The sequence below is a fragment of the Arthrobacter sp. E70 genome (assembly GCF_058266945.1).
Genome location: NZ_JBYQFR010000003.1, coordinates 110043 through 136186, shown reverse-complemented (window position 1 = coordinate 136186; position 26144 = coordinate 110043). Strand labels below are relative to the sequence as shown.

Genomic DNA, 26144 nt, shown 5'->3' with positions numbered 1-26144 from the left:
CACCAGGACACGGAAACACCACTTTCAGGAACGTCTGAAGAAAAACTGGACGGCAACGACAAGAAGCTCTTGGGCGCCTAACGCCCATGCGATCCGGAACTAGGCGGGATCCATCGACCGTCGCCTGAGTTCGGCAACGACGTCGTGCACGTCACCATCCATGATTATTTCGCCGTGTTCCAGCAGCACACCGCGCTCGCACACGGTCGCTACAAGATCAAGGTCATGACTGACCACGAACAGGGTCTTGCCGGCATCGGAAAGTTCCTTGATCTTCGCAATGCATTTGCGCTGGAACGGTTCGTCACCGACTGCAAGGATTTCGTCGATAAGGAACACCTCGGGATCGGTGTGCACAGCAATCGAGAAAGCGAGCCGGAGGTACATGCCCGAGGAGTAGAACTTCACCTCGGTGTCGATGAACTCGCCGATCTCCGAGAACTCGACAATCGAGTCGAACATGTCATCGATCTGCTTCTCGGTCATCCCGAGAATGGCGCCATTCAGGTAGACATTGTCGCGTCCGCTGAGGTCATGATGGAAACCCGCACCTACCTCGATCAGCCCGGCCACCCGTCCCCGGGTGCGGACAGAGCCTCCGTCCGGTTGCAGCACGCCGGATATGAGCTTCAGCAGCGTTGATTTGCCGGATCCGTTCAGGCCCATGAGTGCTACGGTTTCGCCCTGTTTGACCTCCAGGGAGACGTCCTTGAGTGCCAGGAACTTTTTGGACAGGTCACCCTTACGGCCCTTTACCAGCCACACAAGGGCTTCCTTCAGGGACCTGGTATGACGCAGGACGAACTGTTTGCGGACGTCAATGCAGCTGATGGCAACATGGCCATGCTTCGTCATGTCAGAGCTCCTGGGCGAAGTGAACGGAAAGCCTGCGGAACATCAACTGGCCAAGGAAGAGAATGGCAAGAGTCGTCAGCAGGGAGACGGGGAGCCAGAAGCCCAGCAGATCAGGGGGCATGATGTCGCCGACCACCTGGTCAGACTTCAGAGTCGGCTCCCAGAAAGCCCAGTGGAAGACTTCCACGGCCGTCGTGATCGGGTTCAGCTGGTAGACCCAGTACCAGGGCCCCATCACGCGTTCGACCATGGTCCACACGTAGAGCACCGGAGAGGCCCAGGTCACGACCATCACGATCATGTCCACGATGTTCTCGGAGTCGCGGAAGTAGACGTTGGCCGCGCCGAACATGAGACCGAGGCCCGTGGCAAGCACGGCCATCATGATGAAGATCAGGACGGCGGCCGCCAGTTGCAGCACGGACGGCGCCCAGCCAACCACCAGGCATGCTGCGATCAGCACCACCAGCTGCGGCAGGAAGTGCGCGGCCGAAACCCACACTGTCGCGGCGGGGAACAGCTCCCGGGGCAGGTAGATCTTCCGGATCAGATCCCGGTTGTCCACGATGGAACGCGTGGCATTGGACAGGGATTCGGTAAAGAAGTTGACCAGCACAATGCCCGAAAAGAGGTAGATAGCGTAGTTGGGCGTCCCGTGCTCAAGGTTCAGGAAGATCCCCAGCGCAATGAAGTAGATCAGGAACTGCATGAGGGGTTTTACATAGGACCACATCAGGCCGAGCACTGATCCGCGGTAGCGGATTTTGATTTCCTTGCGTACCAACAGCTTCAGCAGGAAACGGTCGCCGTATATATCAAGGAGGCCACGACCCACCCCCGGTTTGATGAGCTGGTCCGGCTGTCGGCCCATCTAGCTGTTGTCCTTCGTCTCGGCGTCGAATGTCTTTTTCCAGGCCGCCATCGATGTTATTTCCGGAACAGCCGCGCGGTATCGCTCAGCCAGCTTGTCCCATTCCTTGTAGAGCCGGAGGTGCAAGGCCGTGGCTTCGGCAAGCATCGACTTCAGCTTCTTGGGGTCGCGCCGGTACCAGGATGCACCCGTGCCCTCGGCATTGGAGACAATGACGCTGTCGTAGTGGGCAAGCCGGAACCAGCGATTGTCGCGGTGGGCAAGGAAACCCTGTGGGCGTTCCGAACTTTCCGGCGCAGGAGCCTGGATAAGCTGGCGGGTCACGGTCTTGATGCCCCACGGAACCAGGTCCTTTTTGCGTGGCATGCCAATAGCCGCGCCGCCCATGGGGCCGCGGCTCAGTTTGGGCGCCGGGAAGTCGTCGACATCCTCCTTCAGCTGGGCGTCCGGGTACTCGGACTTCAGCGCGTTGATCTCAGGAAGTTTGGTGGCAAGGATCCCGTGCAAGCCATCCGGTCCCTTCAAGAGGTCCTTGAGGGCCTCAATCCTGCCGTGCTCCGTGAAGTACTGCATGGAGACCAGGTGCTTGACGTCTGCCTGCACGGATTCCCGCAGCACACGGCCCCCCTTGGGGTACGGACTGTGGATCAGCGTGGTGATCAGACGGTTTCGTCCATGGAAGTATGACTGCCACCCGACCATGTCGTCTTTGTCGCCCCAGGAGACGTGCCACACCGCGGCACCCGGCATCGACACCGTGGCGTAGCCCGCTTCCCGCGCGCGAAGGCCATATTCCGCGTCATCCCATTTGATGAACACCGGGAGGGAAAGCCCGATTTCCTCGATGACTTTGGTGGGGATCAGGCACATCCACCAGCCGTTGTAGTCGACATCAACGCGGCGGTGCAGCCAGGCCGTCTGACGAAGATTGGCAACACTGAAATCGTGGCGCAGTTCCATGTCTGCGTGCGGTTGTGCCGGCACAATGCGGTAGGGGTCGACTACTTCGCCGAAAGTGTGAAGAACGCTGCGGCTGTAGAGATCGAACATGTGTCCGCCGACAATAGTGGGTTTGCGGCAGTGGTCCGCAAAGGTGAGCAGCCGGGCGATGCTCTCGGGCTCAACCACGATGTCATCGTCAAGGAGCAGCACGTAGTCGCTGCCGTTCTCGACTGCCTCATACATTCCCCGGGCAAAGCCACCTGAACCGCCCAGGTTGGCCTGGTTGATCACGCGGAGCTTTCCGCCCAAGGACGCTGCAACCTCGGCGAATCCCGGCTGGTCCTGCACCTTCTGCGTGCCTTGGTCGACAATCAGGATCTCCTTGACGTGAGTCAGGACATCTTGGTTTTCGGCGAGGATACGCGCATTGTTCAAGCAGAAGTCGGGCTTGTTCATCGTCGTAATTTCCAGGGTGACCTGGCCGGCTTCCCGGGCCGCTTCCGCGGTCTCCCACTGCGCGGCTTCCAGAAGCAGCCCCTCCGCGGTGGCGGCAAGGTCGAACCAGTACCAGCCGCCGTCGCCAAAGGGCTTAAGCGTCAGCTCGAAGACTGACGTTGCTTCCCCTTCGACGTGGCAGCCGTCGACACGTTGGATGGATCCGCGCGCGTTGGACTTGTAGACCGTGACGGTTCCGGTGCCCCTCGTCTTGACCACAAGCCGGATATCCCGCACGGACGTCCAGCGCCGCCAGTAACTTGCGGGGAAGGCATTGAAGTAGGTGCCAAAGGAGATCAGCTCGCCGGAACGGACCCGCATGGACTGACGCGAGACAAGGTCCTCGAAATGTGCTTGGCTCACACCGGAGCTGAACATCTGCAGCTTGTCTTCGGGCAGCTTCGGGGCGCGAGCCAGTTCGTCATTCTCGCGCAAACGGATGCCGCTGGCCGGGCCGGCGTCCACGTAAAGCGGGATGGTGTCCGTTTGGTCAGCGGACGGCAGGATCACCCGCTGGATCGTACGCCAGTCAATTACTGCGTCCCCGTCGCTCATGCGGTGACTCCTCCACTTTCAAGTTTTGCGCCGCTCTCGAAATGCGGCCGGATCTTGTTGTCGAACATGCTGAGCGCCGATCCGATGGCCATATGCATGTCCAAGTACTTGTAGGTGCCCAGCCGTCCGCCGAACAGGACATCCTTCTCCGCCTCCGCAAGGTCGCGGTATTTGAGGAGGCGCTCCCGGTCGGCAGATGTGTTGACCGGGTAGTAGGGCTCGTCACCCTTCTCCGCGAAACGCGAAAATTCGCGCATGATGACGGTCTTCTCGGTCTGGTAGTCCCGTTCCGGATGGAAATGACGCGGTTCGATGATCCGGGTGAAGGGTACGTCGTCGTCGTTGTAGTTGACGACAGACGTTCCCTGGAAGTCACCCACGTCCAGGACTTCTTCCTCGAAGTCGATCGTGCGCCAGGACAGGTCGCCCTCTGCGTAGTCAAAGTATCGGTCCACAGGTCCCGTGTAGACGACTGGGATGTTGCCGACTACCTTGTTTTTGCTGTACTCGTGTGACTCGTCGAAGAAGTCCGTATTCAGCCGCACCTCAATGTTGGGGTGCTCTGCCATCTTCTCGATCCAGGCGGTGTACCCGTTGGTGGGCAGGCCCTCGTATTTGTCGTTGAAGTAGCGGTTGTCGTAGTTGTAGCGCACCGGCAGCCGCGAAATGATACCCGCCGGCAGGTCCTTGGGGTCCGTTTGCCATTGTTTGCCGGTGTAGTGCTTGATGAAGGCCTCGTACAGCGGACGGCCAATCAGCTGGATGCCCTTGTCATTGAGATTTTGGGGATCCGTTCCTGCCAGTTCCCCGGCCTGTTCCTGGATGAGGTCCCTGGCCTGGCCGGGAGTCAGGTTGGCCCGGAAGAACTGGTTGATGGTGGCCAGGTTGATGGGCAGGGAGAAGACTTCGCCCTTATGGACGCCGTAGACCTTGTGTACGTAGTTCGTGAACGTCGTGAACCGGTTGACATACTCCCACACACGCTCGTTGGAGGTGTGGAACAGGTGGGCACCATACCGGTGAACCTCAATACCGGTCAGTTCTTCCTTTTCACTGTAGGCGTTTCCGCCAATGTGGTGGCGGCGGTCGATGACGACGACCTTCAAGCCGAGCTCGGTGGCGGCCTGTTCTGCGATTGTCAGGCCAAAAAAGCCGGACCCTACGATGACAAGGTCAGCGGTCACAAAATCTCCTGGATAGCATGCGGGCAGCGCAAGGTGGCGCATTGTCTGCTGCTCTAGCCTACCCGAGCGACCGCATGACCCGTCGAATCAAGAGCCCGCCCGTGCACCGACCCGCGCCGAAGCTCGTTTCCTTGGTTTTCCACATAGGGACGACGGCGGGCCACAAGCGTGGCGCGCAGAGCTAGCGTGGGTGCAAACGGACGAAGGATCCTACCCATGACACTCCACTGCACACTGGTGGCCGGCCCCGGGTCCCCCCGGTGCCAGGTGCCGCTGGAATTGTCCATCGACGTCCCCGACGGCACCGGGGGCACCGTCCTCCACGACCAACTGGTGCGGAAGTTCGGTTCAGGCACGGTCACCGTGGACGGCGAGGACCTGCGTTCACTGGTCGTCGGAACAGCGCCGCTGGTTAACGCCGCTGTTCTGGTCGACGGCGGAGCCCGGCTTTCGGGCCGGAGGTTGCGCCAGGGCACGCCGCCTGATGCCGCGGCTCCGCTCGCCCTCGCAATCCACAGCGGGGCGGCAGCAGGAACCGTGGTGCCCTTGCAGCGGGGCAGTTACAAGGTGGGCCGAAGCGGAACGCGGATTGTCATTCCGGACCCCGAACTGTCCCGCGAGCATGCCGAGATCGTCGTCACCGACTCTCAGATCATCCTTCTTGATCTCGACAGCGCGAACGGTACGTACGTTGACGGAGAAAGAGTCCGGAGTACCGTAATCTCCACGGACTCCACCATCCGCTGCGGTAACTCGCACATGTCGCTGCTGTTCATGGACGTGCCCGAACGGGCGCTGGCAGATGCCGGGAAATCCGTTGTGGAACCTATCACTGTCCCTGGGCGGCCCGGCGCCGGCAACCGGATGCTCCTTGTTTTAGCGGCGTTCCTTCCCTTGGTTATCGGCGTGGGCCTCGCACTCTTTACGGGCATGTGGATGTTCCTTGCCTTCTCCGCCGCGTCCGCGGTCTCCGTCCTGATCCCCCTCACCACCGGCAGGCGGCAGCGTCGGGAACTGTCGTCCGTTCTCCAAGCAGCTGTTGAGGAGGACCGGAAGCGACGACGGCGGAGCGCACCTTCCCTGCCGATCGTTGCACTGGCTGCCAAACCAGGGCCTGAGGCTTCCCCAGCCAGTACCGGTTCGGAAGCCGTCTGGTTGCGGCTGGGCCAGGCGGAACAGGCAGCCAATGTGCGGATGGAGCCGACCGGCGGGCCGCTGGCAATCCCAGCGGCCGGAGCCCTCCCCGTCATGCTGGATCCGGGCAGGCCGCTGACCACGGTGGCTGGGCCGCCCCTTGCCGTTGACGGGATGTTGAGGTCCTTGGTCATGCAATTGGCTGGCTACCCTTTGGGCAGGACGACGCGTGTCATCATCCACGGGCCGCCGGAAGACCTCCCCCTGACCGCCAGGTACCTTCGCGGCGTGACACTTACGTCTACGACGCGTGCCGGCATCGAAGCAGTAAAGGAAGGCTCCACCTCTGGTGGTTGGCGGCAGGTCGTCATCATTCGAGGGACGGCCACCCGGCCGGGGTCTCATGACGCAGTTCGTGACGCCGCCGTACAGCGCGGATGCCAGGCGATTCAGATGTTGACGGAGGATGCGGCCTCTGTGCAGCCGGATGTGCTGATGTCCGAGCGCCGGTGCGTCCTGCGGGAGCCGAACGGGGAAAGATCCTTTGTGCCGGACTTGGCACCGGCGGCGGTGTTCACGGAGTTCTGCCGGCGCATGGCTGCTGCATCAGGGCAGCGGGACCACCGGGACCACTGCGTCCCGGCCTCGTGCGGCCTTGATGACATCCTGCCGCTGTCCGCGTCGGACATCAGAAGCCGCTGGGACTCCAGCCCGCAGGACGCGGGACTGATGGTCCCGATCGGAATCGGAGCCGTCGGCGCACGTACCTTCGACCTCCAGGCCGATGGCCCGCACCTGCTGGTGGCCGGCACCACCGGTTCCGGCAAATCAGAACTGCTCCGCAGCCTGGCACTGGGTCTCGCCCTGAGCTACCCGCCGGACCGGGTCAATTTCTACTTCATTGACTTCAAAGGCGGCTCGGGCCTGGCTCCGCTCAGCGAACTGGTTCATTGCGTCGGGCTGCAGACCGACCTTTCCGCACATGATCTGGAGCGAACCTTGACGTCGCTCCGCGCCGAAGTGCGGCTGCGTGAAGAATGCCTTGCGGCAGCGAGTGTCCCGGATATCGCCAGCTACAGGTCGGTGCCCGCTGCCAGGGACTTCACCCTCCCCCACCTCGTGATCCTTATTGACGAGTTCCGCATGCTTGTCGATGACGCACCGGAGGTGCTGCGGGAGTTGCTGCGGATTGCGTCGACAGGACGTTCGCTGGGCATCCACCTGGTCATGGCGACCCAGCGGCCGCAAGGGGCCTTGACTGCCGACATCAGGGCAAACGTCACGTCCAGCATCGCCCTTCGCGTGCAATCCGAGATGGAGTCAGTCGACATCATCGGTTCCAAGGCCGCCGCTTCCATCAGTGTCGATGCCCCCGGCAGGGCATTCATCGCGCGGGGTATGGAACCAGCCCAGGAATTCCAGACCGCATCCCTGGCCCCAGCCCCCGTATCCCGCCGCAAAGCCGCCGTGGAAGTGCAGTTGACGACGGCTCACCTCACCTCCTCCGAATCCTTCGCGGACGAGGAGAACGCTGCTCAGCTGACACCCGCCCAGGCAGTGGCTCCCCTAGCGGCCATCGTGAAGGAGCTGTGTGCCGAACGCAAAGAGCGGCCGCCACGACGACCGGTCGCCAGTCTCTTGCCGGATGAGTTGGACGAGCACGCCGTCGGACAGGCAGACGCCGGTGCTATGTCTGCGGAGGCTGGCTGGTCCGTCCGGCTGGGCTTGATGGACCAGCCCCAGAGGCAGGTAGTCGAGCCACTGGTCTGGGCCCCCACCCGGGATGGCCACGCTGCATTCATCGGCGCTTCCGCTTCCGGCGCCGGCGAAAGCCTGGAGCAACTTGTCAGAAGGCTGATGACGACAAACACGGAAGCACATTTCTACTTCCTGGACTCGGCAGGCGCCTTCCTGCCGCTCGCCGCCGCGAACCGGACGGGTGCCCATGCAGGACTGCATGACCTGCGCCGGGCCGTCCGTGTCCTGGAGCGTCTTACCGAGGAGCTGGGACAGCGCCTCAGCCACCCTGTCGGAAGCGAGGTCCCCCTCGTCGTGGTCGTCTCCGGATGGGGATCGTGGGTTTCAGCATTCCGGTCCGGGCCACTGGCCTGGGCAGAGGACCTCGTCCACGACCTTGTGCGTGATGGGACCCGCGCGGGAATCACCGTCCTGATGTCCGGAGAGCGGGAACTTGTTACCTCACGGTTCTTTGGAGCCCTCCCTACACGGTTCTACTTTCCTGCCGGGTCCAACGAGGACTCCAGGGCCGCTTGGCCGCGGATGCCTGCGACCCGCGCGGTGCCTGGAAGAGCAGTTGCTTTTGGCCCGGTGGCGGGGGACGGACCGGCCGTCTGCCAGTTCTATCGCCCGTCACCCACTGGCGCTATCGCCGGGACGGCGGACAGTGGCGCTGCAGAGAACATGCCGGCAGCATCGCGTCCGTTCAGAGTGGAACCGTTGCCTGTCAGGATAACGACCGGTCGGGTGGCATCGCTCGCACTGTCGTCGCAAGGTCCACTGCTGGCTGGAGCAGGACCGCAGGGCGGGCAGCGGAGGAACCTGCTCCTGGGAGTGGCGGGCAATGAAGTGGGCACTGCCTCCATTCGGATTCCGGATGGAGGCGTCATTGCCGTTCTCGGCGGACCCGGGAGCGGCAAGAGCAATGTGCTGCGGGCCCTGCAGGCCCTGAACCCCGAAACCACCTGGGCATGTCCGGAGTCCGCAGAATCAGGTGACGAATGCTGGAACCGCCTGCTGTCAAAGGCAGAGTCCGGACTCCTGCCGGGGAGGACCGTGATCCTCGCTGACGATGTCGACCTGCTGACGCCCGGCGCTCTGCGGCATCTGGGGCAACTGCATAACCTCGGCCATGCGCTCGTGGTCACTGCCGGCTACAGCCCCATGCTCGCCCACCGTATCTCCCCGGTCGTAAGCGCACGGGAAACGGGCACGGCAATCCTGCTTGCCCCGCGCTCCCAGGCCGACGGTGACCTTTTCGGGGTCCGCTTCGAGGTCGAGCCGAACCCGCTGCCGGGAAGGGGCGTCCTCATCTCGGCCGCCCGGTCCTCCCCCGTCCAGGTGGCGTGGGCCGGCGAGGACGATTAGGGCGTAAGTGTCGCCGTCCCCGGCCGGCCGGAGGCTCAGAGCGTGGGCGTACTCCCGGTGCGGGAGGCATAGCTGATCACCTTGCTGGAAAACAGGAGAACGATGGCCACGACCGCCGGCACCACCATCGCCAGGCCTGCGGGAACCAACCCGCTGGTCAGCGCGGGAACCCCGATCGTCAACACGAACAACTGTGCAACGAGCGCCGCGGCCCTTGTCCAGCGGTAACCCCGGTGAAGGAAGACCGCTACCGCGTACAACCATGCAGAGAATGCCAGCAGGAGTCCCAGCGTAAAGACCGCGCCCCAGAAGGAGAGGACCGGGCTTCCGCTGAGCAGTTCAAAGGCGTACCAGGCCGCGGCTGCCAAGAGCGCGGTCGCCTCGGCCCCGGCGATGAGCGCAACCACAACGGCGGCGGGAGGCACGGCGCCCCGGTGTCCGGCGGACGCCGCGGACTGCGGGGTGTCGTCCGGGGAAGATGGGCCTGCAGGGTTTACGGGGGGTCTTGACACACTGGCACCCTACCGGAGATAGTCGGACACTGGTGAGGGCCCCCGCCGCCAGTGTGATGCATCGCTCAGGATTCACGGGATATCAAGCGCTATTACCCCTTGTTTACACAGCGTTAACATGACAGGCTTTATTCAGATGACCAAGGGGGCCCCGAAGGGCCCTTTTCCTTTGTAGCCACTAGTGAATAATTTCACAAAGGCTCTTCCCAGAAATGGAGCAACTGATCAGCATGGATTGGCGTAACCGCGCAGCGTGCCTCGACAAGGACCCGGAACTGTTCTTCCCCGTCGGAAACACAGGGCCCGCCCTCCTCCAGATCGAGGAAGCAAAAAGCGTCTGCCGCCGGTGCCCCGTGGTGGACACGTGCCTCCAGTGGGCTCTCGAATCCGGCCAGGATGCCGGCGTCTGGGGCGGCATGAGCGAAGACGAGCGGCGCGCTCTGAAGCGCCGAGCCGCCCGCGCCCGCCGCGCTTCCTAGCGCCCGCGCTTCCCCAGCAGGCACTCGCACCAAGTGGCTTGTGCAGAGGCCCCGGCGACCATCCGCAAGGATTGTCGCCGGGGCCTCTGTCAGTCTGGCCGGGAAGGCGCAGCCCACGGGCAGCGCCCTGCGCTTACTTGCCCGCCAGGCTGAGCCGGATCTGGACCGCGGTGCCGCCGCCCTCCCGCGGCTTCCACTGGATGGTTCCGCCAAGTTCACTCGTGACCAGGGTGCGGACAATCTGCAGTCCCAGCCCCTCAACGTGCGGGGTCTCGGGAAGCCCCACGCCGTCGTCGGCAATGGTCACCGTCAGCTCTTCGCCGTCCTCGCCTTCCGAGCGGTCGGCCACAAGCCACACCGTGCCCGCCCTTCCCTCAAGGCCGTGCTCGACGGCATTGGTCACCAGCTCGTTGATGACGAGGGCCAGCGGAGTGGCAAGATCACTCGGCAGCTCACCGAACGTACCCGAACGCTCCGTCCTGACCTGCTGGGACGGCGAGGCAACCTCGGCTGACAGGCGGAACTGGCGCCCGATCAGTTCGTCGAAATCAACACTCTGCGTCAGGCCCTGGGACAGCGTCTCGTGGACCAGTGCAATGGTGGCCACGCGGCGCATCGCCTGCTCCAGGCCCTGTTTTGCTTCATCGCTCACCATCCGCCTGGACTGCATGCGCAGCAGCGCGGCAACAGTCTGGAGGTTGTTCTTGACGCGGTGATGGATCTCGCGGATGGTGGCGTCCTTGGTCACCAGCTCCATTTCGCGCCGCCGAAGCTCAGAAACGTCCCGGCACAGGACCAGGGCACCGAAGCGCTGTTGCTCGTCCCGCAGGGGAATGGCACGGAGGGAGAGGCTGACGCCGCGGGATTCGATCTCGCTTCGCCATGGCATCCGTCCGGTCACCACGAGCGGCAGGGTCTCGTCGACCATCCGGCGGTCCTTGAGCAGGCCGGCGGTGACTTCGGCGAGCGAACGTCCCTCCAGGGACTCCCCGTCACCAAGGCGGCGGAATGCCGAAACACCGTTGGGGCTGGCATACTGCACCACGCCATCGGCGTCCAGCCTGATCAGTCCGTCCCCCACACGGGGAGCGCCGCGGCGCGAACCTGTCGGCGAAGCGAAGTCCGGCCACAGCCCCAGCGTGCCCATGCGCAGGAGGTCATAGGCACACTGGCGGTAGGTCAGCTCCAGCCGGGACGGCATCCGGGAGCTGGACAGGTCCATGTGCGTGGTGACGACCGCAAGGGTCCGCCCGTTCCGGACCATGGGGACCGCCTCGACCCTCAGCGCCATCTCGCTGTTCCAGTTTGTTTCGCTGGAGCGCTCGATGGACCGGCTGTTCCAGGCCTTGTCCACGAGCGGCTGCAGGTCAGAGCGGATCCCCTCCCCCACGAAGTCGCTGTGGAAGGCGGTGTGCGTGGTGGAGGGGCGGACGTGGGCCAGCGCAATGTATCCAAGCTCCGGGTGGGGGAACCACAGCGCCAGGTCGGCGAACGCGAGGTCCGCTACCATCTGCCAGTCCCCCACCAGGAGGTGCAGCCATTCGGCATCGCCCGGCCCGAAATCAGCGTGTTCCCTGATGGGGTCCGTAAAGATTGCCACTGCACCTCCAGTTGCGACGCCGCGTTGCTAGCGTCGGACGATTGACCTCAAGAGCCTCAATGCTACCGACAGTGAGGCCATGTCGTCGGCCTCGAGGGCGTTCACCTCGTCGAACATGCTCTTTGCCCTGCCCAGCTGCTCTGCATTCTGCGCCTCCCACTCCTTGAGCCGGGACTCCGGCGAGTCGGACGCGGACGTTGCGTCCAGCACCGCCGTCGTCATGTCCGACACGGTCGAGTACAGGTCGTCGCGCAAAGCTGCGCGGGCAAGGGCCTGCCACCGGTCCTGCCGCGGCAGGCTGCTGATCCGCTCCAGCAGCGAGTCCGCATGGAATCGGTTGAAGACCGTGTAGTAGACCGCGGCGATTTGCTCTACCGGGTCCTTCCGCGTCCGGGCGATCTTTGCGATATCCAGCAGCACGAAGCTTTCGAACAGCTCCGCCCAGCGAAGTGCCAGGCCTTCGGGAAGCTCCCACTCGCGTCCCTTTTCCAGCCACCCGGCCACCCGCTCACGGTCGTCGCCGCGCAGGTAGTCCAGCAGCCGCGCCCGCATCGGGTCCATGAGCGGCTTGAACTCAGCCACCACGTCCGCGATCGGGCGTGAAACGCTTTCCTGGCTCAGCAGCCAACGTACCGCGCGGTCCAGCAGCCGCCGGATGTCCAGGTGCACAGTGCTCCAGTGTTCCGTGGGGAAGGACGCCGGGAGGCTGTTCAGCTCTGCCACCATGGCATCCAGCTCGTACACCTCGCGCAGCGCCACGAATGCCTTCGCCACGGCCACTTCGCTGGCAGAGGTTTCCTCCATGACCCGGAAGGCGAAGGTGATGCCGCCGAGATTAATCATGTCGTTCGCCACCACGGTGGCGATGATCTCGCGGCGCAGGGGGTGGGTGTCCAGCTCTGCGTCGAAGCGTTCGCGCAGCTGGTGCGGGAAGTAGGACCGCAGGGTGCTGCGGAACCACGGATCGTCGGCCAGGTCGCTTTCGCGCAGCGCGGTGGCCAGTTCGATCTTGGCATAGGCGGCCAGCACCGAAAGCTCCGGCGACGTGAGGCCCTGTCCCTGCTGGAGCCGTTCCCGCAGGGTCTCGGTGCTGGGCAGCGCCTCGAGATCCCGCTTCAGGTCGGCGGACTTTTCCAGCCAGTCCATGAGCCGCTCGTAGCTTGGGCTCCACTCGGCCACCCGCGTCCGGTCGTTCAGGAGCAGGATGTTCTGGTCGATGTTGTCTTCCAGGACCAGCCGGCCCACTTCATCGGTCATGGCGGCGAGGAAGGCGGCACGCTCGTCAGCCGGCAGCTTGCCGGCCGCAACCATCCGGTCCACGAAAATCTTGATATTGACCTCGTGGTCGGAGCAGTCCACGCCCGCGGAGTTGTCGATCGCATCGGTATTGAGGATGACCCCCTGCAGGGCCGCCTCGATACGGCCGCGCTGGGTCATGCCCAGGTTTCCGCCTTCACCCACGACCTTGACACGCAGGTCCCGGCCATCCACCCGGATGGCGTCGTTGGCCTTGTCCCCCACGGAGGCGTTGGTTTCCGAACTGGCCTTGACGTAGGTGCCGATCCCGCCGTTGTAGAGCAGGTCCGCCGGAGCGAGCAGGATGGCGCGCAGCAGTTCCGGCGGGCTGAGTTCGGCGGTGTCCGCCGGCAGCCCCAGTGCGGCCCGCACCTGGCTGGACACCGGAATGGACTTTGCCTGCCGGGGATAGACCCCGCCGCCCTCGCTGATCAGCGATTTGTCGTAGTCGTCCCAGGATGACCGGGGCAGTTCGAAGAGCCGCTGCCGCTCGACAAATGAAGCTTCCTCGTCGGGATTCGGGTCGAGGAAGATATGCCGGTGGTCAAACGCAGCCAGCAGGCGGATGTGCCGGGACAGGAGCATCCCGTTGCCGAAGACATCGCCGGACATGTCCCCGACGCCGACGACGGTGAACGGCTCGGTCTGGGTGTCGAGGTCGAGCTCACTGAAGTGGCGCTTCACTGATTCCCAGGCACCGCGGGCGGTGATGCCCATGGCCTTGTGGTCGTAGCCCACGGATCCGCCGGACGCGAAGGCGTCCCCGAGCCAGAACCCGTACTCCGCGGAGAGCCCATTGGCGATGTCGGAGAAAGTCGCCGTCCCTTTGTCCGCCGCGACCACCAGGTAGGAATCGTCGTCGTCGTGCCGTACAACGTCCGACGGCGGCACGAGCCGCTCGCCGTCGCCCTCGGTCAGGAGGTTGTCGGTGAGGTCCAGGAGGCCACGGATGAAGGTCTTGTAGCTTTCGACACCTTCCGCCATCCAGGCAGCCCGGTCGGCGCTGGGGTCCGGAAGTTGCTTCGCGAAGAACCCGCCCTTGGCACCGGTGGGGACGATCACGGCGTTCTTGACTGTCTGGGCCTTGACCAGGCCCAGGATCTCGGTCCGGAAATCCTCCCGCCGGTCTGACCAGCGAAGCCCGCCGCGCGCCACCTTTCCGAACCGCAGGTGCACGCCCTCCACCCGGGGCGAGTAGACCCAGATCTCGAACATCGGCCGCGGGAATGGCAGGCCCTCGATCTCCGCCGGGTGCAGCTTGAAGCTAAGGTGCGGTTTGTCCTGGTAGAAGTTGGTGCGCAGCGTCGCCTCGATGAGGTTGACGAAGGTGCGCAGCACCCGGTCGGCGTCCAGCGTGGCAACCTTCTCGATCGCTGCTGCCAGGTCGCTGCGGACGGAAACCTGCGCCTCGGCACGCTCAGCATCGTTCAGGGACGGATCGAACCGGGCTGCGAAAAGAGCGGTCAGCCCCCTGGTCACGTCCGGGTTCGCCAGCAAGGTGTCGGCCATGAACCCAAAGGAGCTGGAGTTTCCCATCTGGCGCATGTAGCGCGCGTAGGCGCGGAGCACGGTGACCTGCCGCCAGTGCAGCCCTTCCCGCAGCACCAGACGGTCAAAGCTGTCCGACTCGGCTGCGCCGGTAACGGCCGCGCCGAAGGAATCGGCCAGCAGTGCGCCGGTGGATACCGGATCCACCCGGGCCGGATACTTTAGCCCGAGGTCGTAGAGGAAGAAATCGCGGCGGTCCGCCGTCTCGATTTCGAACGGGCGTTCATCCAGGACCTCAAGTCCCAGGTTGTGGAAGTACGGCAGGATCTGGCTCAGGCTCTTGGGCTCCAGCATGTAAAGCTTGACCCGCGCGTCCTCCTCCAGCGTGGCTCCCGCACCTTCGGGCAGGTACACGTGGACGCCGGGCCGGTCCTGCCGGGCCCCCTCGGTACGCTCGGCGGCCGCACCGTACTTCTCAAAGCGTGCAATGTCCTCAAGGGCGTCTTCCACCTCGTAATCCACGCGGTAGCTGGCCGGGAACGCCTCGGCCCAGATGGCGGCCAGTTCCTTGGCTTCGGCCGGGTCGCGCCCCTCGCGCAGGACTTCGGCAATTCCCTCGCTCCAGGAACGGGCGGCGCGGACCAGCCGCTTCTCCAGTTCCTCGCTGTTGACGTGGCTGACGTCGGCGTCCTTGGGCAGCCGGATGCGGAAGAACAACCGCGCCAGCGCCGACTCGGTCATGCGGGCTTCGTAGTCGATGGACACTGCCTGGAACGTTTCCCGCAGTTCCTGCTCAATGCGGAGCCGGACGTTGGTGGTGTAACGGTCACGGGGCAGGTAGACGACGGCGGACATGAAGCGGCCGTAGATGTCCGGCCGCAGGAACAGCCGGGTGCGGCGCCGTTCCTGGAGCTTCTGGATGCCGAGCGCGGTGGCGGCAAGGTCGGGGATCTCGATCTGGAACAGTTCGTCGCGGGGGTAGGTTTCCAGGATTCCCAGCAGGTCCTTCCCGGAGTGCGAGTCCGGGGGGAAGCCCGCGTTCTGCAGCACTGCATCAACTTTGTCCCGGACGATGGGGATGTCGCGGACCGACCCGGCGTAGGCGCTGGTGGCAAAGAGGCCGATGAAGCGCCGTTCGCCATTGACGTTGCCTGCCGCATCGAAGCTCTTAATTCCGATGTAGTCCAGGTAGGCCGAGCGGTGGACCGTGGAACGCGAATTGGCCTTGGTGATGACGAGCGCGCGCTTTTCCCGGGCCTTCTTCCGGCCGGTATCGGTCAGGTGCTGGATGTGCGGGGAGTCGGCGGCGGCCCGCAGCAGGCCCAGCCCGCTGTCTTCGCGCAGTTCAAGGACGTCCTCGCCGTCAACGTTCAGGAGATCGTACTCGCGGTAGCCGAGAAAGGTGAAGTTGCCGTCATCCAGCCACCGCAGCAGGTCCTTGGCCTGGCGCAGTTCGGCGATCTGGCCCGGGTGGGCCACCTGGTCAAGGCTTTCGGCGATCTGCAGCGCCTTCTGGCGCATCTTGGGCCAGTCCTCGACGGCGGCCCTCACATCGTTCAGGACACGGGCCAGCCCGGCCTGCAGCGAAGCCTTCGCCTCGTCCGGGACCCGCTGGATCTCAACGGCAATCCACGACTCCATGTGGGAGGCGTTCCCGCCTTCGGCGATCAGGTGCGAAAGATTGGGCATGGCGGCGGTGTCACCGCTGGAGATGCCCAGATGCGCCGGGACTTTGTTGACCTTGACCAGTTCACCGGTTTCGCGGTTCCGGGTGGCCACAAAGAGAGGGTGGACCACCAGCTTGATGGCGGCATGCTGCCGGACCAGCTCCGCGTTCACTGAATCGACGAGGAACGGCATGTCGTCCGTGACGACGAAGACGACGCTGCTGTCTTCTTCGTCAACGATCGACACCTTCGCCTGCCCGCGCTGACGCACGGATGCTGCCTTCCGGTGCTCCTCCGCCCGGGCCACCAGCACGTCCCTGGGGTAACTCCTGGCGTCCTCTTCGGCCAGGTGCTGATAGTAGTCCCCCATGAAACCCTCAAGGCCTTCAATGGAGAGGGGCTGATCCTCCACACTGGATCCAGACGACATCGACAACGCCTCCATCAAAAGATATTCGCCGCACCATTGCAGCTCTTATGGCGAGCCTAGTCCTTTACCCTTCGGCGTGGAGTGGAAGAAAACACAGAGGATCTTGATTTTTGCTGGACGGGTGCACAAACCAATTCACGGATGGCGTGGCGGAGTGACGTCTCGGGGGCGATCTCGAGCAACAGGGACCCTCCCAGGAGGGCGGCGTCCGCGGCTGAATGATCATAGGGAAGAAACGCCGCAAGCTCCGCGGCAGGTCCGAACCGCTTCCAGGCATCCCGCAACTGGCGCTCCGGGCCCCTGCCAACGGCGGACGCTCGGACCTTGTTCATCACCACGACCGGTGCGGCATGGGGCACCGCCTCTTCCAGTTCGGCGAGTGCGCGGACGAGCCTGGGTACGCCCACCGGGTCGGCAGAACCTACGGCGTAGACCGTGTCAGCGAGCTCAAGGGGGCGCAGCGTGGCCGCGTTGCGCCGCGGGGCCATGGTGTCGAAGCTGAGTTCTTCATCGGCTTCGAGGCAGAAGCCCGTATCCACCACTACTGCGTCGACGACCTGCCGGGCGCGTTCGAGCACCAGTGCAAGGGCAGTTGCGCGCAGCTCAGTCCACCGGTCAGCCCGGGTAATTCCGGTCAGCACCCTGAAAGTCCCGGCAGCGGTTGCAACGGTGCTGGCGATCCTGCGAAGAGCCTCGGAATCGAGCTGACCCTGGTCTGCCAACCGGCAGGCTTGCGCCAGACCGGCTGACTCATCAAGCAGCCCCAGCACGGCCGCCACACTGGGGCCGTAGGTGTCGGCGTCCACCAGCAGTACTTCCTGCCCATCGGCGGCGAGCTCACCGGCGATGTTCGCCGCCACGGTGGTCCTGCCCGGTGATCCTGCAGGGCCCCAGACGGCGATAATCCTCCCGTCACCCGGTTTCCCCGCCTCCGCTTGCGGTTCGGTAGGCTCGACGCTCAAGGCTGCAGCTGTATCCGCGGTTGCGCTGAGGTCCGCGGGGCGTGCGATGCCGGTCAGTTGGGCGACGGCATCGGCAATCCGCTGGGACAGCTCCGCCGATTCCACTCCCGTAAGTGCCGATGCCACCCCGATTTTACGGAGCCTGGCGGCCTCCTCGGCGCTGTCTGTCAGGGCGATGACAGCCACTCCGACTGCCCCCAACCGGTCCACCAGGGAGGCGCTCAGTCCCTCGGAGCCCTCGGCGACCACGGCAGCCCTTGCCAGTCCGCTTTGGCAGGCGGCCAGCAACTCAGGCAATTCCCCGCACCTTCGCACCACCGTCACCGGGCCATGCAGGCGCTCCAGCCCGCCGACCAGGTCCTCCCGGCTCTGGCCCACCGTCACGACAGGAATACTCATCGGATCCTGCCGGGGTTCCACACGACGGAGATCTTTGCCTCGTTGGCCTGGGCCCCCAGCAGCGCGGGCATCTGGCTGTCTTCGACCAGCACCATCAGCACCGTGGTTTTGGACGACCCAAGCGCGGTTGATCCCGTTGTCACCTCGGCGATCTCCGCACCCGGTAGGACGAGCTTCGGTTCGCTGAACCCGTTCTTTGCATCGGGATGCGCTACCCACACATCCACCCGGGCACCGGGCACGGCCTGCGAGGGAAGGCTCTGCTCAACCTGGACGGCAACGGGCTTTCGGTTCAGCTGGTCCACTTCGCCGAGGCTGGCCCGCGGAACGAGCTGGTCCTTCGCAATTCGCTGGACGGCCACCGTTCCCGCGGGAAGTCCGTCCGAAGCCGTGATGTAGTGCTGCTCGGCATCGCCGAGTCGCACCTTGACGCGGACCACGTTGTCGGGAGTCAAACTTTCTCCCACTGCAATGCCGTCCCGGGCCGCGTAGACCTCCGTGGTGCGGTCGGCACTGCCAACCAGGAAGACGACGCCGGCCACAGACGCCAGGACCAGCAAAATTCCCACCATGAGCCGTGGATCTTTCCACGATGGGCGCTTCAAGCGCGCCGCAGTGGCAGATGATTCAGGAACCATACCGTCTCTCCCCCTATATCGCCGGGCCTGTCACCTGGACCGGACACCTCATTGTTGCGGCAAGGCGGCAGGAACAAAAGTCATTTACCCGAAAGCCACCAAACTGTGGATAACCGCGGCAAACTGCACCTTCTGGTGGCAAAATGGGTTCATGCCCAGGTTCCTCACGCTCGCGGATGTCGCAGAGCAGCTCCAGATCAACTCCCCCGCCGCATATGCGTTGGTCCGCAGCGGCGAGCTGAAGGCCATACAGGTCGGAGGCAGGGGTCAGTGGCGGGTCGAAGAGAAGATGCTGGAGCAGTACATCGAGGAACGCTACGCCGAAGCCTCCCGCATGATCCAGGAGTCGCGCTCCAAGTCGGTCTGACGCTCCCGAACGAGCAGCCGCATCAATCCTTGAACCCGCATCCCTAGAGCTCGCCCGGCTTGCGGGACCGGATCATGGCCAGTGCCGTGAACGGTAGGGTCGAGACCTGGCCGACGTTCCGGCTCCGGCGTACCTCACCTGGGTCCAGTGACGCCAAGTCGATGAAATCCTTGCCCACACGGTCGATCACCCCGTAGAGAGTCATGGTTCGGGCTCCGCCCACCGTTACCGACAGCTCTGCGCGGTCCCGGGCGAGACAACGCAAGGAATGGGCAAGTCCTATCGAGCGGCGGACGGGGGACGTTTCCGCGTGGACGCGCCTGCCCAGGCCCACATAACGCGCTGCAGCAGTGAAAGGGATCAACGCCTGTTGGTGCTCCTCGTGCAATAACAGAGCGTCCGCCCCGACGTGCATCACTTCGCCCTGCACCGATTCACCACAAGTGAGGTGTATCCCGATCCTATAGCCCAAGGCCGCGCGCAGCCGGTCCTCAAGCTGTTGGTTGACCAGTTCAGCCCGCGTCCGCTCGTTGACCTCCGCATCCAAAGCCAGCCGGTCCGCTTCCGCGAATTGGCTTTCCATGTCATCGAACAAGGCATCCCAGCGCATGCGGCCAGCGTAAAGCTCCCCGGACCCCCGGTCAACGCGGCCACCAAATCCTCTCCAACGTATGGACAAAACGCGCTGTCGAGGCTCACACTGATGCAAGCGGCATCAAAATGCATCAAACTGCATCAAATGAGCGGAGAGCATTATGGAAACCTGCAGGCACCGCCGGACTGATACCGGCACCGCGCTGGCCCTGCTGATCCTGGGAATCGTGCTCTGCCTCCTGGGGCGCGGCCTCCTGGAGCGTTGGGAGGGGGCCGCTTCACATCGTCAGGACCCCGCCGTCGAGGCCCTCCTGGGGCTCGCCGCAGCAGCATCGGGCATCGCTTTGCTGTTGTGGTGGACTATTTCGCTGGTGTCAGCGGCCGCCGGCGTGATGCTTGAGCGCCACGGACAACACAGGGCGGCGGCAACGGCACGCCGGCTCTCTCCGGCTTTCATGCAGCGGCTGGCCATCGCCGCGATGTCGCTCCAGCTGGCCTCAGGGGTGGCAGCACAAGCGGCTGTCACAACGCCCGGACCGGAGTGGTCTCCGACAGTGCAGCAATCCTCGTCCGCTCCTTCGAATCCTGGAACCCAGCAAAACCAAGCCGGCAGTGGGCGCCCCGACGCCGGCCCCGCCCCCGGGCCGGCACCAGGTCCTGCCAAGTGGAGCGCGTCCCTGGAACGTACCGGTGAGGCTGAGGGACAACCGCCGGCGGGCGCGCTTTCGCCCGGCTGGCAGCCGGCTTCCCTCCCCGTGGAACCGGGCCCGCTGGCGGCACAACAAACCCGGCAACCCCCGAGTGCGGAAGCCCGCGTCCGGAGGACTGCAGTGACGGTGATGGCGGGAGACACCTTATGGGACATCGCCGCCGCGCACTTGGGGGCGGAAGCGTCCGACGTCAAGATAGCCCTCGAATGGCCCCGCTGGTACGCGGCGAACCGCGGGCTGATCGGGTCCAGCCCGGACGTGTTGCTTCCCGGCCAGATACTCGTGGCCCCCGCGCCGGCCTAACCACAGCCGCGCCACCTGCGCCGGCCCATTCAACAAAAAGGGGAAAACCAATGACTGCAGTGACGCCCATCCGTGCCGTGGAGGACCGCACCGGCCGGGACCGAAACGAGAGGGCAGGTGAAGACGGGAAAAGGCCGGCACGGGTCACCGCGCCAACTCAGGCCGGCTCCCCTGGCGTCGCGCGGCCGGTGCCTGTATCCCTGCGGCCGGTCAGTGAAGCCGCGGAAGTGCGCGCCATTACCCGGGGCACGGTGCAGGCGTCCATGGAGGTCCTGGCGGGCATCCGTCCCATTCATCAACTCGCGCGGCGGCTTGACCCGCGCTGCATGGCGGCGCTGCAGCACCGTGCCGCTCTGATCCGGCGCGAAATGACCCGGACTGGAAATCCTGCACTGGCCCGGCTGCATCGGAACTCCACGGTCCGTTCCGTCAGGGTGTGCGAGGTGGCTGAGGGTATTTATGAAGCAAGCGCAGTGGTGGTGGACGACGTACGCGCCCGCGCCGTTGCCGTCCGCCTTGAGCGGAGCAAGCAGATCTGGCGGGTGGTTGAACTTGTCATCGGGTAACCACCAGGCGGAAAGCACGCAGGGCAGGGACGCTTCGTCCCTGCCCCGTATCCGGTGTTGCGTGCCCGCTAGCGCTTTTTCTTCTTCGCGGGGCGTTTGGCCGCATCCTGGGCTGCTGCCTTGGCGGGATTCCCCGACCGCCCGCTTGCGCGGGTTTCAACCCGTGTCTGGGTTTCACCGCTTTCGCTTGGCGCCGTGTACTGCAGCTGGGCCGGTTTGTCCGGTGCTTCGAGGCCTGCGGCGCGTACCTGCGGTTCCACATGCTCAGTGTGTCCGCCCGCGGCGTCCGGCACTACCACATCCTGGGCGGGGGTGACTTCCACTTCAAGGTTGAAGAGGAAGCCGACGCTTTCCTCGCGGATGGCTTCCATCATGCTTTGGAACATGGCGAAGCCCTCGCGCTGGTATTCCACCAGCGGATCGCGCTGTGCCATGGCGCGCAGGCCAATTCCCTCCTTCAGGTAATCCATCTCATACAGGTGCTCCTGCCATTTCCGTCCGATGACGGAGAGGACCACCCGGCGTTCGAGTTCCCGCATGCTTTCCGAACCGATGGCTTCCTCGCGGGCCTGGTAGACCAGGCGGGCGTCGGAGAGCAGTTCTTCCTTGAGCATCTCCACAGTCACCCTGGACTTGCCGCCGGCTTCGTCGATGATGTCTTCGGCCGTGACGCTCACGGGATAGAGCGTCTTGAGGTTTGTCCACAGCTGATGGAAGTCCCAGTCGTCCCCGTTGCCTTCGGCGGTCGCCGCATCGATCAGGGCGGTGATGGTGTCCTCGACGAAGAACTGCACCTTCTCGTGCAGGTCGTCGCCTTCCAGGATCCGGCGGCGGTCGCTGTAAATCGCCTCGCGCTGGCGGTTCAGGACGTCGTCGTACTTGAGCACGTTCTTGCGCTGCTCGGCGTTGCGGCCTTCAACCTGTCCTTGTGCCGAGGCGATGGCCCGGGAGACGAGCTTGGATTCCAGGGGGACGTCGTCCGGAATGGAGCTGTTCATGAGGCGCTCTGCCGCCCCCGAATTGAACAGCCGCATGAGGTCATCGCGCAGGGACAGGTAGAAGCGCGATTCGCCGGGGTCGCCCTGGCGCCCGGACCGCCCGCGGAGCTGGTTGTCGATACGGCGCGACTCGTGGCGTTCGGTCCCCAGGACGTAGAGGCCCCCGAGGTCCAGGACTTCCTCGTGCTCGTCCTTGACTGCCTGCTTGGCCGCTTCCAGCGCCGCCGGCCACGCTGCTTCGTACTCTTCCGAGTTTTCCTCAGGATCAAGGCCACGCTTGGCAAGCTCGGCGACGGCCGTGAATTCTGCGTTGCCGCCCAGCATGATGTCGGTACCGCGGCCGGCCATGTTCGTGGCCACCGTAACGGCGCCCTTGCGTCCGGCCTGGGCGACGATCGCCGCTTCCCGGGCATGGTTCTTGGCGTTCAGCACCTCGTGCCGGATGCCTTCCTTCGCCAGGAGCTTGGAGAGGTACTCGCTCTTTTCCACGCTGGTGGTGCCCACGAGGACCGGCTGTCCCTTTTCGTGCCGTTCGGCGATATCGCGCACCACGGCGTCGAATTTGACCACCTCATTCTTGAAGACCAGGTCCGGCTGGTCGACGCGCTGCATGTCGCGGTTGGTGGGGATGGCCACCACACCCAGCTTGTAGGTGCTCATGAACTCGGCTGCCTCGGTTTCGGCGGTACCGGTCATGCCGGACAACTTGCCGTACATGCGGAAGTAGTTCTGCAGCGTTACCGTGGCGAGCGTCTGGTTCTCGGCCTTGATCTCGACGCCTTCCTTGGCCTCGATCGCCTGGTGCATTCCCTCGTTGTACCGCCGGCCGGCCAGGATACGCCCCGTGTGCTCGTCAACGATCAGGACTTCACCGTCGAGGATGACGTAGTCCTTGTCCCGCTTGAAAAGTTCCTTGGCTTTGATGGCGTTGTTGAGGAAGCCAATCAGCGGCGTGTTGGCGGACTCGTAGAGGTTCGAAATGCCAAGGTAATCTTCGACCTTCTCGATTCCGCTCTCCAGCACGCCCACGGTGCGCTTCTTTTCGTCGACCTCGTAGTCCTTCTCCGGCTGCAGCCGGAGCACCACCTTGGCGAACTCGCTGTACCAGCGGTTGGTGTCCCCCTGGGCCGGACCGGAGATGATCAGGGGGGTACGGGCCTCGTCGATCAGGATGGAGTCCACCTCGTCAACGATGGCGAAGTGGTGGCCGCGCTGGACCAGTTCGCTGCGGTCCCACGCCATGTTGTCGCGGAGGTAGTCGAAACCGAACTCGTTGTTGGTCCCATAGGTGATGTCCGCCGCGTACTGCTGGCGGCGCACTGCCGGGTCCTGGTTTGCCAGGATGACGCCGCTGGTCAAGCCGAGGAATCGGTACACGCGGCCCATAAGTTCGGACTGGTATTCGGCCAGGTAGTCGTTGACGGTGACCACGTGCACGCCCTTGCCGGCGAGGGCGTTCAGGTAGGCGGGAGCGGTCGCCACCAGGGTCTTGCCTTCACCGGTCTTCATCTCAGCGATATTGCCCAAATGCAGGGCTGCGCCGCCCATCAGCTGGACGTCGAAGTGGCGCATGCCCAATGTCCGTGATGAGGCTTCCCGCACTGCCGCGAAGGCTTCGGGGAGCAGGTCGTCGAGCTTTTCACCATCGTTGTGCCGCTCCCGCAGGCGGTCTGTTTCTTCCCGAAGCTCGGCGTCGGTGAAGGTCTTGAACGAGTCTTCGAGGGCATTGATGGAGTCGGCGTAATTCCGCAGTTGCCGGAGTGTCTTCTTGTCACCCGTGCGGAGGATTTTTTCGATAAGTGATGCCACGTGAAGATGCTCCCAGTCTCATGCCGCCGAATTCTGGCGTGTTCAGTCTACGGGAGAGACACCGGGGCGGTGCCCGTTTTCCCTAACAGCGATACGGCTCAACGGCGCCGGAGTTCGTGCCCCAACGCTGCCGCCAGGTCCCCGGCGGGTGTGACTTCGATGTCCGGCAGGCCCAGCCAACCCGCCATCAACGCCAGCTCGGCGGCAAGTTCGACGGCGGTGTCCGCCGGGGCGTCCGGCTCGGCGTGGGCGGATTTCACCAGCAGCCGGCCGGCAGGCCGGTCAGCCTTCAGGTCCACGCGGGCCACCAGCCTGTCCCGCAGGAGGAACGGCAGGACGTAGTAGCCAAAGCGCCGCTTATGTTCCGGCGTGTAGATCTCGATCCTGTAATGGAAGCCAAACAGTTCCCACAGCCGGCGGCGTTCGAAAACCAGGGAGTCGAAGGGGCTGAGCAGGGCCCGGCCTGCAGCGCGCCGGGGCACGGCCGCCTCCACGTGCCGGAACACGTCCCTGCCCCAGCCGGACACGGTGACCGGCTCCAGCCTCCCTTGCTTCACCAAGTGTTCCACGGACTGCGCCGTCGCTTTGACCGGCGTGCGGAAGTAGTCGGCGAAGCACCGAATGCTTCCAATGCCGTGGGCCATGGCCGCCGCCTCCGTCAGCCGGTGCAGCGCCGCCGATGGGTCCGCGTCGCCGCCTGGCAGCATCTGCATCTGCGGGAGGACCTTCGCAGTCAGCGCGTAGCGCCGCTCGAACTGCCCCGTCCTGGAGGCCGCCGAGACCACTCCTTCTTCGAAGAGGTGCTCCAAAACCCTTTTGACCGTGTTCCAGTTCCACCCCCAGTTGTCGGTTTGTTTTTCCTCGACATGGCCAATCCTGGCTGTCAGCTCGGCGGCCGTCATGGGCCGGGAATGGGCAAGAGCGGCCAGGATTTTGGCCGCAACAGCGTTGCGCACCTGAGGGTCCATACGGGAGGCCCCCACCCAGGCCCGCTTCTGCCAGAGGAGCAGGTCCTGATAGTGCTCCGGGCGGATGTAGCTGGCTTCATGGGCCCAGTACTCGAGCATGCGGCGCGGATGGCTGCCGGACATGCGCTCGAGGATGGTGCGGTCATAGTCGCCAAGCCGGGAGTAAAAGGGCATGAAGTGGCTTCGGACCAGGACGTTGACGGAGTCAATCTGGACCAACTGGAGCCGGGCAAAAGTACGGCCCACCGTCCGTGCTGTCACGGGGCCGGTGGGCCGTCCCTTATGGAGTCCCTGTGCTGCCAGTGCGATCCGCCGTGCCTGGTGGAGGCTCAGCGATGCCGGCACTTCAGTCCTCTCTGTCGGTCAAAGCACCTACACCTTGGCGGGCGTGTCGTCGGAACGGTAAGCCAGGACTTTTTCCTCCACGACGGTGTCGCCGGGCTCGCATTCATGGTCCAGTGTGATGACCCCGTAGGTCCATCCGCGGCGCCGGTACACGACCGAGGGCGTGTTGGTCTCCTTGTCCACGAACAGGTAGAAGTCGTGGCCGACGAGCTCCATGTTGTCGACGGCGTCGTCAAGTGTCATGGACGCCGCGGGAAAGACCTTGCGGCGGATGAGGACAGGAGACTTGCCAGCCGGGATATCGTTTTCGATGTCGTAGGGGGTCTTTTCTTCCCCGGGAGCTGCGGCATCACTGCGGTGGTTGGCCTCAAGGTAGAGCGGCTCGTGGGCACTGGCGGGCTCCAGTGAGGCGGTAGCTTCCCGGACGGCCTTCGGCGTGTGGCGTCCGTGGTGGACCTTCTTCCGGTCCTTTGCCCGGCGGAGCCGTTCGAGCAGTTTGTTGTATGCGAGGTCAAAGGCGGCAAATTTGTCTGCGGCGCTCGCTTCGGCACGGATCACAGGCCCACGGCCCAGGACTGTCACCTCAACGGTGAGCTGGTCGCCGGTTTGCCGGGCGTTCGTCTCCTTGGAGACCTTCGCGTCGACCCGCTGGACTTTGTCGCCCAGCGATTCGATCTTGGCGATCTTTTCCCCGGCATATTCGCGGAACCGGTCTGAAACTGTCAGATTTCGTCCGCTGATCATAAACTCCATGGTGCCCTCCAAATGACTTCGGTGACACGACGGCGGCACTTCCCTGGGCCGGGCTGTCTGACAGTCGAGCCCCTTTCCGAGCCGCCATCGAAAGGTACATTCTGTCTTGGTACCCACCA

General features: G+C 64.2%; 18 protein-coding genes. 5 read left to right on the top strand and 13 right to left on the bottom strand.

The annotated features are described in order from the left end of the window. Nucleotides 1–99: 99 nt before the first annotated feature. Genes AC3IMC_RS04495 through glf form a run of 4 tightly spaced genes read right to left on the bottom strand, consistent with a single transcriptional unit; the run spans nt 100 to nt 4902 of the window. Complete coding sequence (locus AC3IMC_RS04495) at nt 100–855, bottom strand: ABC transporter ATP-binding protein (RefSeq protein ID WP_490917221.1); 756 nt, start codon at nt 853–855, stop codon at nt 100–102. Between the two features lies 1 nt (nt 856). Beyond that, nucleotides 857–1726: an ABC transporter permease gene (locus tag AC3IMC_RS04490; protein WP_490917220.1), complete on the bottom strand. Its 870-nt coding sequence runs from the start codon at nt 1724–1726 to the stop codon at nt 857–859. After that, on the bottom strand, nt 1727–3718 hold the full coding sequence (locus tag AC3IMC_RS04485) for a glycosyltransferase (protein WP_490917219.1): 1992 nt from the start codon (nt 3716–3718) through the stop codon (nt 1727–1729). Beyond that, complete coding sequence (gene glf / locus AC3IMC_RS04480; RefSeq protein ID WP_490917218.1) at nt 3715–4902, bottom strand: UDP-galactopyranose mutase; 1188 nt, start codon at nt 4900–4902, stop codon at nt 3715–3717. The genes AC3IMC_RS04485 and glf overlap by 4 nt, the downstream gene beginning before the upstream one ends. Nucleotides 4903–5118: 216 nt before the next feature. On the opposite strand from glf, the gene AC3IMC_RS04475 reads away from it, so the two are divergent. Continuing rightward, a complete protein-coding gene (locus tag AC3IMC_RS04475) occupies nt 5119–9141 on the top strand; it encodes an FtsK/SpoIIIE domain-containing protein (RefSeq protein WP_490917217.1) in 4023 nt (1340 codons plus the stop codon). A gap of 35 nt (nt 9142–9176) precedes the next feature. On the opposite strand, the gene AC3IMC_RS04470 is transcribed toward AC3IMC_RS04475, so the two are convergent. Further along, on the bottom strand, nt 9177–9653 hold the full coding sequence (locus AC3IMC_RS04470; protein WP_490917216.1) for a hypothetical protein: 477 nt from the start codon (nt 9651–9653) through the stop codon (nt 9177–9179). 230 nt (nt 9654–9883) lie between these two features. Between AC3IMC_RS04470 and AC3IMC_RS04465 the strand changes: the two genes are divergently transcribed. Further along, on the top strand, nt 9884–10132 hold the full coding sequence (locus AC3IMC_RS04465; protein ID WP_003804966.1) for a WhiB family transcriptional regulator: 249 nt from the start codon (nt 9884–9886) through the stop codon (nt 10130–10132). Between the two features lie 133 nt (nt 10133–10265). On the opposite strand, the gene AC3IMC_RS04460 is transcribed toward AC3IMC_RS04465, so the two are convergent. Genes AC3IMC_RS04460 through AC3IMC_RS04445 form a run of 4 tightly spaced genes read right to left on the bottom strand, consistent with a single transcriptional unit; the run spans nt 10266 to nt 18612 of the window. After that, nucleotides 10266–11732: a sensor histidine kinase gene (locus tag AC3IMC_RS04460; protein ID WP_454485013.1), complete on the bottom strand. Its 1467-nt coding sequence runs from the start codon at nt 11730–11732 to the stop codon at nt 10266–10268. Between the two features lie 27 nt (nt 11733–11759). Continuing rightward, complete coding sequence (locus AC3IMC_RS04455; protein WP_490917215.1) at nt 11760–16613, bottom strand: NAD-glutamate dehydrogenase; 4854 nt, start codon at nt 16611–16613, stop codon at nt 11760–11762. A 56-nt stretch (nt 16614–16669) separates the two neighbouring features. Further along, the gene (locus AC3IMC_RS04450; protein ID WP_490917214.1) at nt 16670–17974 is read right to left on the bottom strand and encodes a CpaE/TadZ family protein; all 1305 of its coding nucleotides are present in this window, start codon (nt 17972–17974) and stop codon (nt 16670–16672) included. Continuing rightward, entirely contained in the window at nt 17971–18612 is a 642-nt protein-coding gene (locus AC3IMC_RS04445) for a CpaB family protein (protein WP_490917213.1), read from the bottom strand. The genes AC3IMC_RS04450 and AC3IMC_RS04445 overlap by 4 nt, the downstream gene beginning before the upstream one ends. Before the next feature lie 151 nt (nt 18613–18763). On the opposite strand from AC3IMC_RS04445, the gene AC3IMC_RS04440 reads away from it, so the two are divergent. Then, complete coding sequence (locus tag AC3IMC_RS04440) at nt 18764–18979, top strand: helix-turn-helix domain-containing protein (RefSeq protein WP_018768505.1); 216 nt, start codon at nt 18764–18766, stop codon at nt 18977–18979. 43 nt (nt 18980–19022) lie between these two features. On the opposite strand, the gene AC3IMC_RS04435 is transcribed toward AC3IMC_RS04440, so the two are convergent. Then, nucleotides 19023–19589, bottom strand: coding sequence for a hypothetical protein (locus tag AC3IMC_RS04435; RefSeq protein ID WP_490917212.1), 567 nt, complete (start codon nt 19587–19589; stop codon nt 19023–19025). Nucleotides 19590–19734: 145 nt separating this feature from the next. Between AC3IMC_RS04435 and AC3IMC_RS04430 the strand changes: the two genes are divergently transcribed. After that, nucleotides 19735–20586 (top strand): LysM peptidoglycan-binding domain-containing protein, encoded by an 852-nt coding sequence (locus AC3IMC_RS04430; protein ID WP_490917211.1) that lies wholly within the window; start codon nt 19735–19737, stop codon nt 20584–20586. 50 nt (nt 20587–20636) lie between these two features. Continuing rightward, on the top strand, nt 20637–21152 hold the full coding sequence (locus AC3IMC_RS04425; protein ID WP_490917210.1) for an Rv3235 family protein: 516 nt from the start codon (nt 20637–20639) through the stop codon (nt 21150–21152). 68 nt (nt 21153–21220) lie between these two features. On the opposite strand, the gene secA is transcribed toward AC3IMC_RS04425, so the two are convergent. From secA to hpf, 3 genes are all read right to left on the bottom strand, one after another. Continuing rightward, entirely contained in the window at nt 21221–23959 is a 2739-nt protein-coding gene (gene secA, locus AC3IMC_RS04420; RefSeq protein ID WP_490917209.1) for a preprotein translocase subunit SecA, read from the bottom strand. Between the two features lie 98 nt (nt 23960–24057). Further along, nucleotides 24058–25272, bottom strand: coding sequence for a winged helix-turn-helix domain-containing protein (locus AC3IMC_RS04415; RefSeq protein WP_490917208.1), 1215 nt, complete (start codon nt 25270–25272; stop codon nt 24058–24060). A 27-nt stretch (nt 25273–25299) separates the two neighbouring features. Then, nucleotides 25300–26025, bottom strand: a complete 726-nt coding sequence (gene hpf / locus AC3IMC_RS04410; RefSeq protein WP_490917207.1) for a ribosome hibernation-promoting factor, HPF/YfiA family — start codon at nt 26023–26025, stop codon at nt 25300–25302. Between the last annotated feature and the right edge of the window lie 119 nt (nt 26026–26144).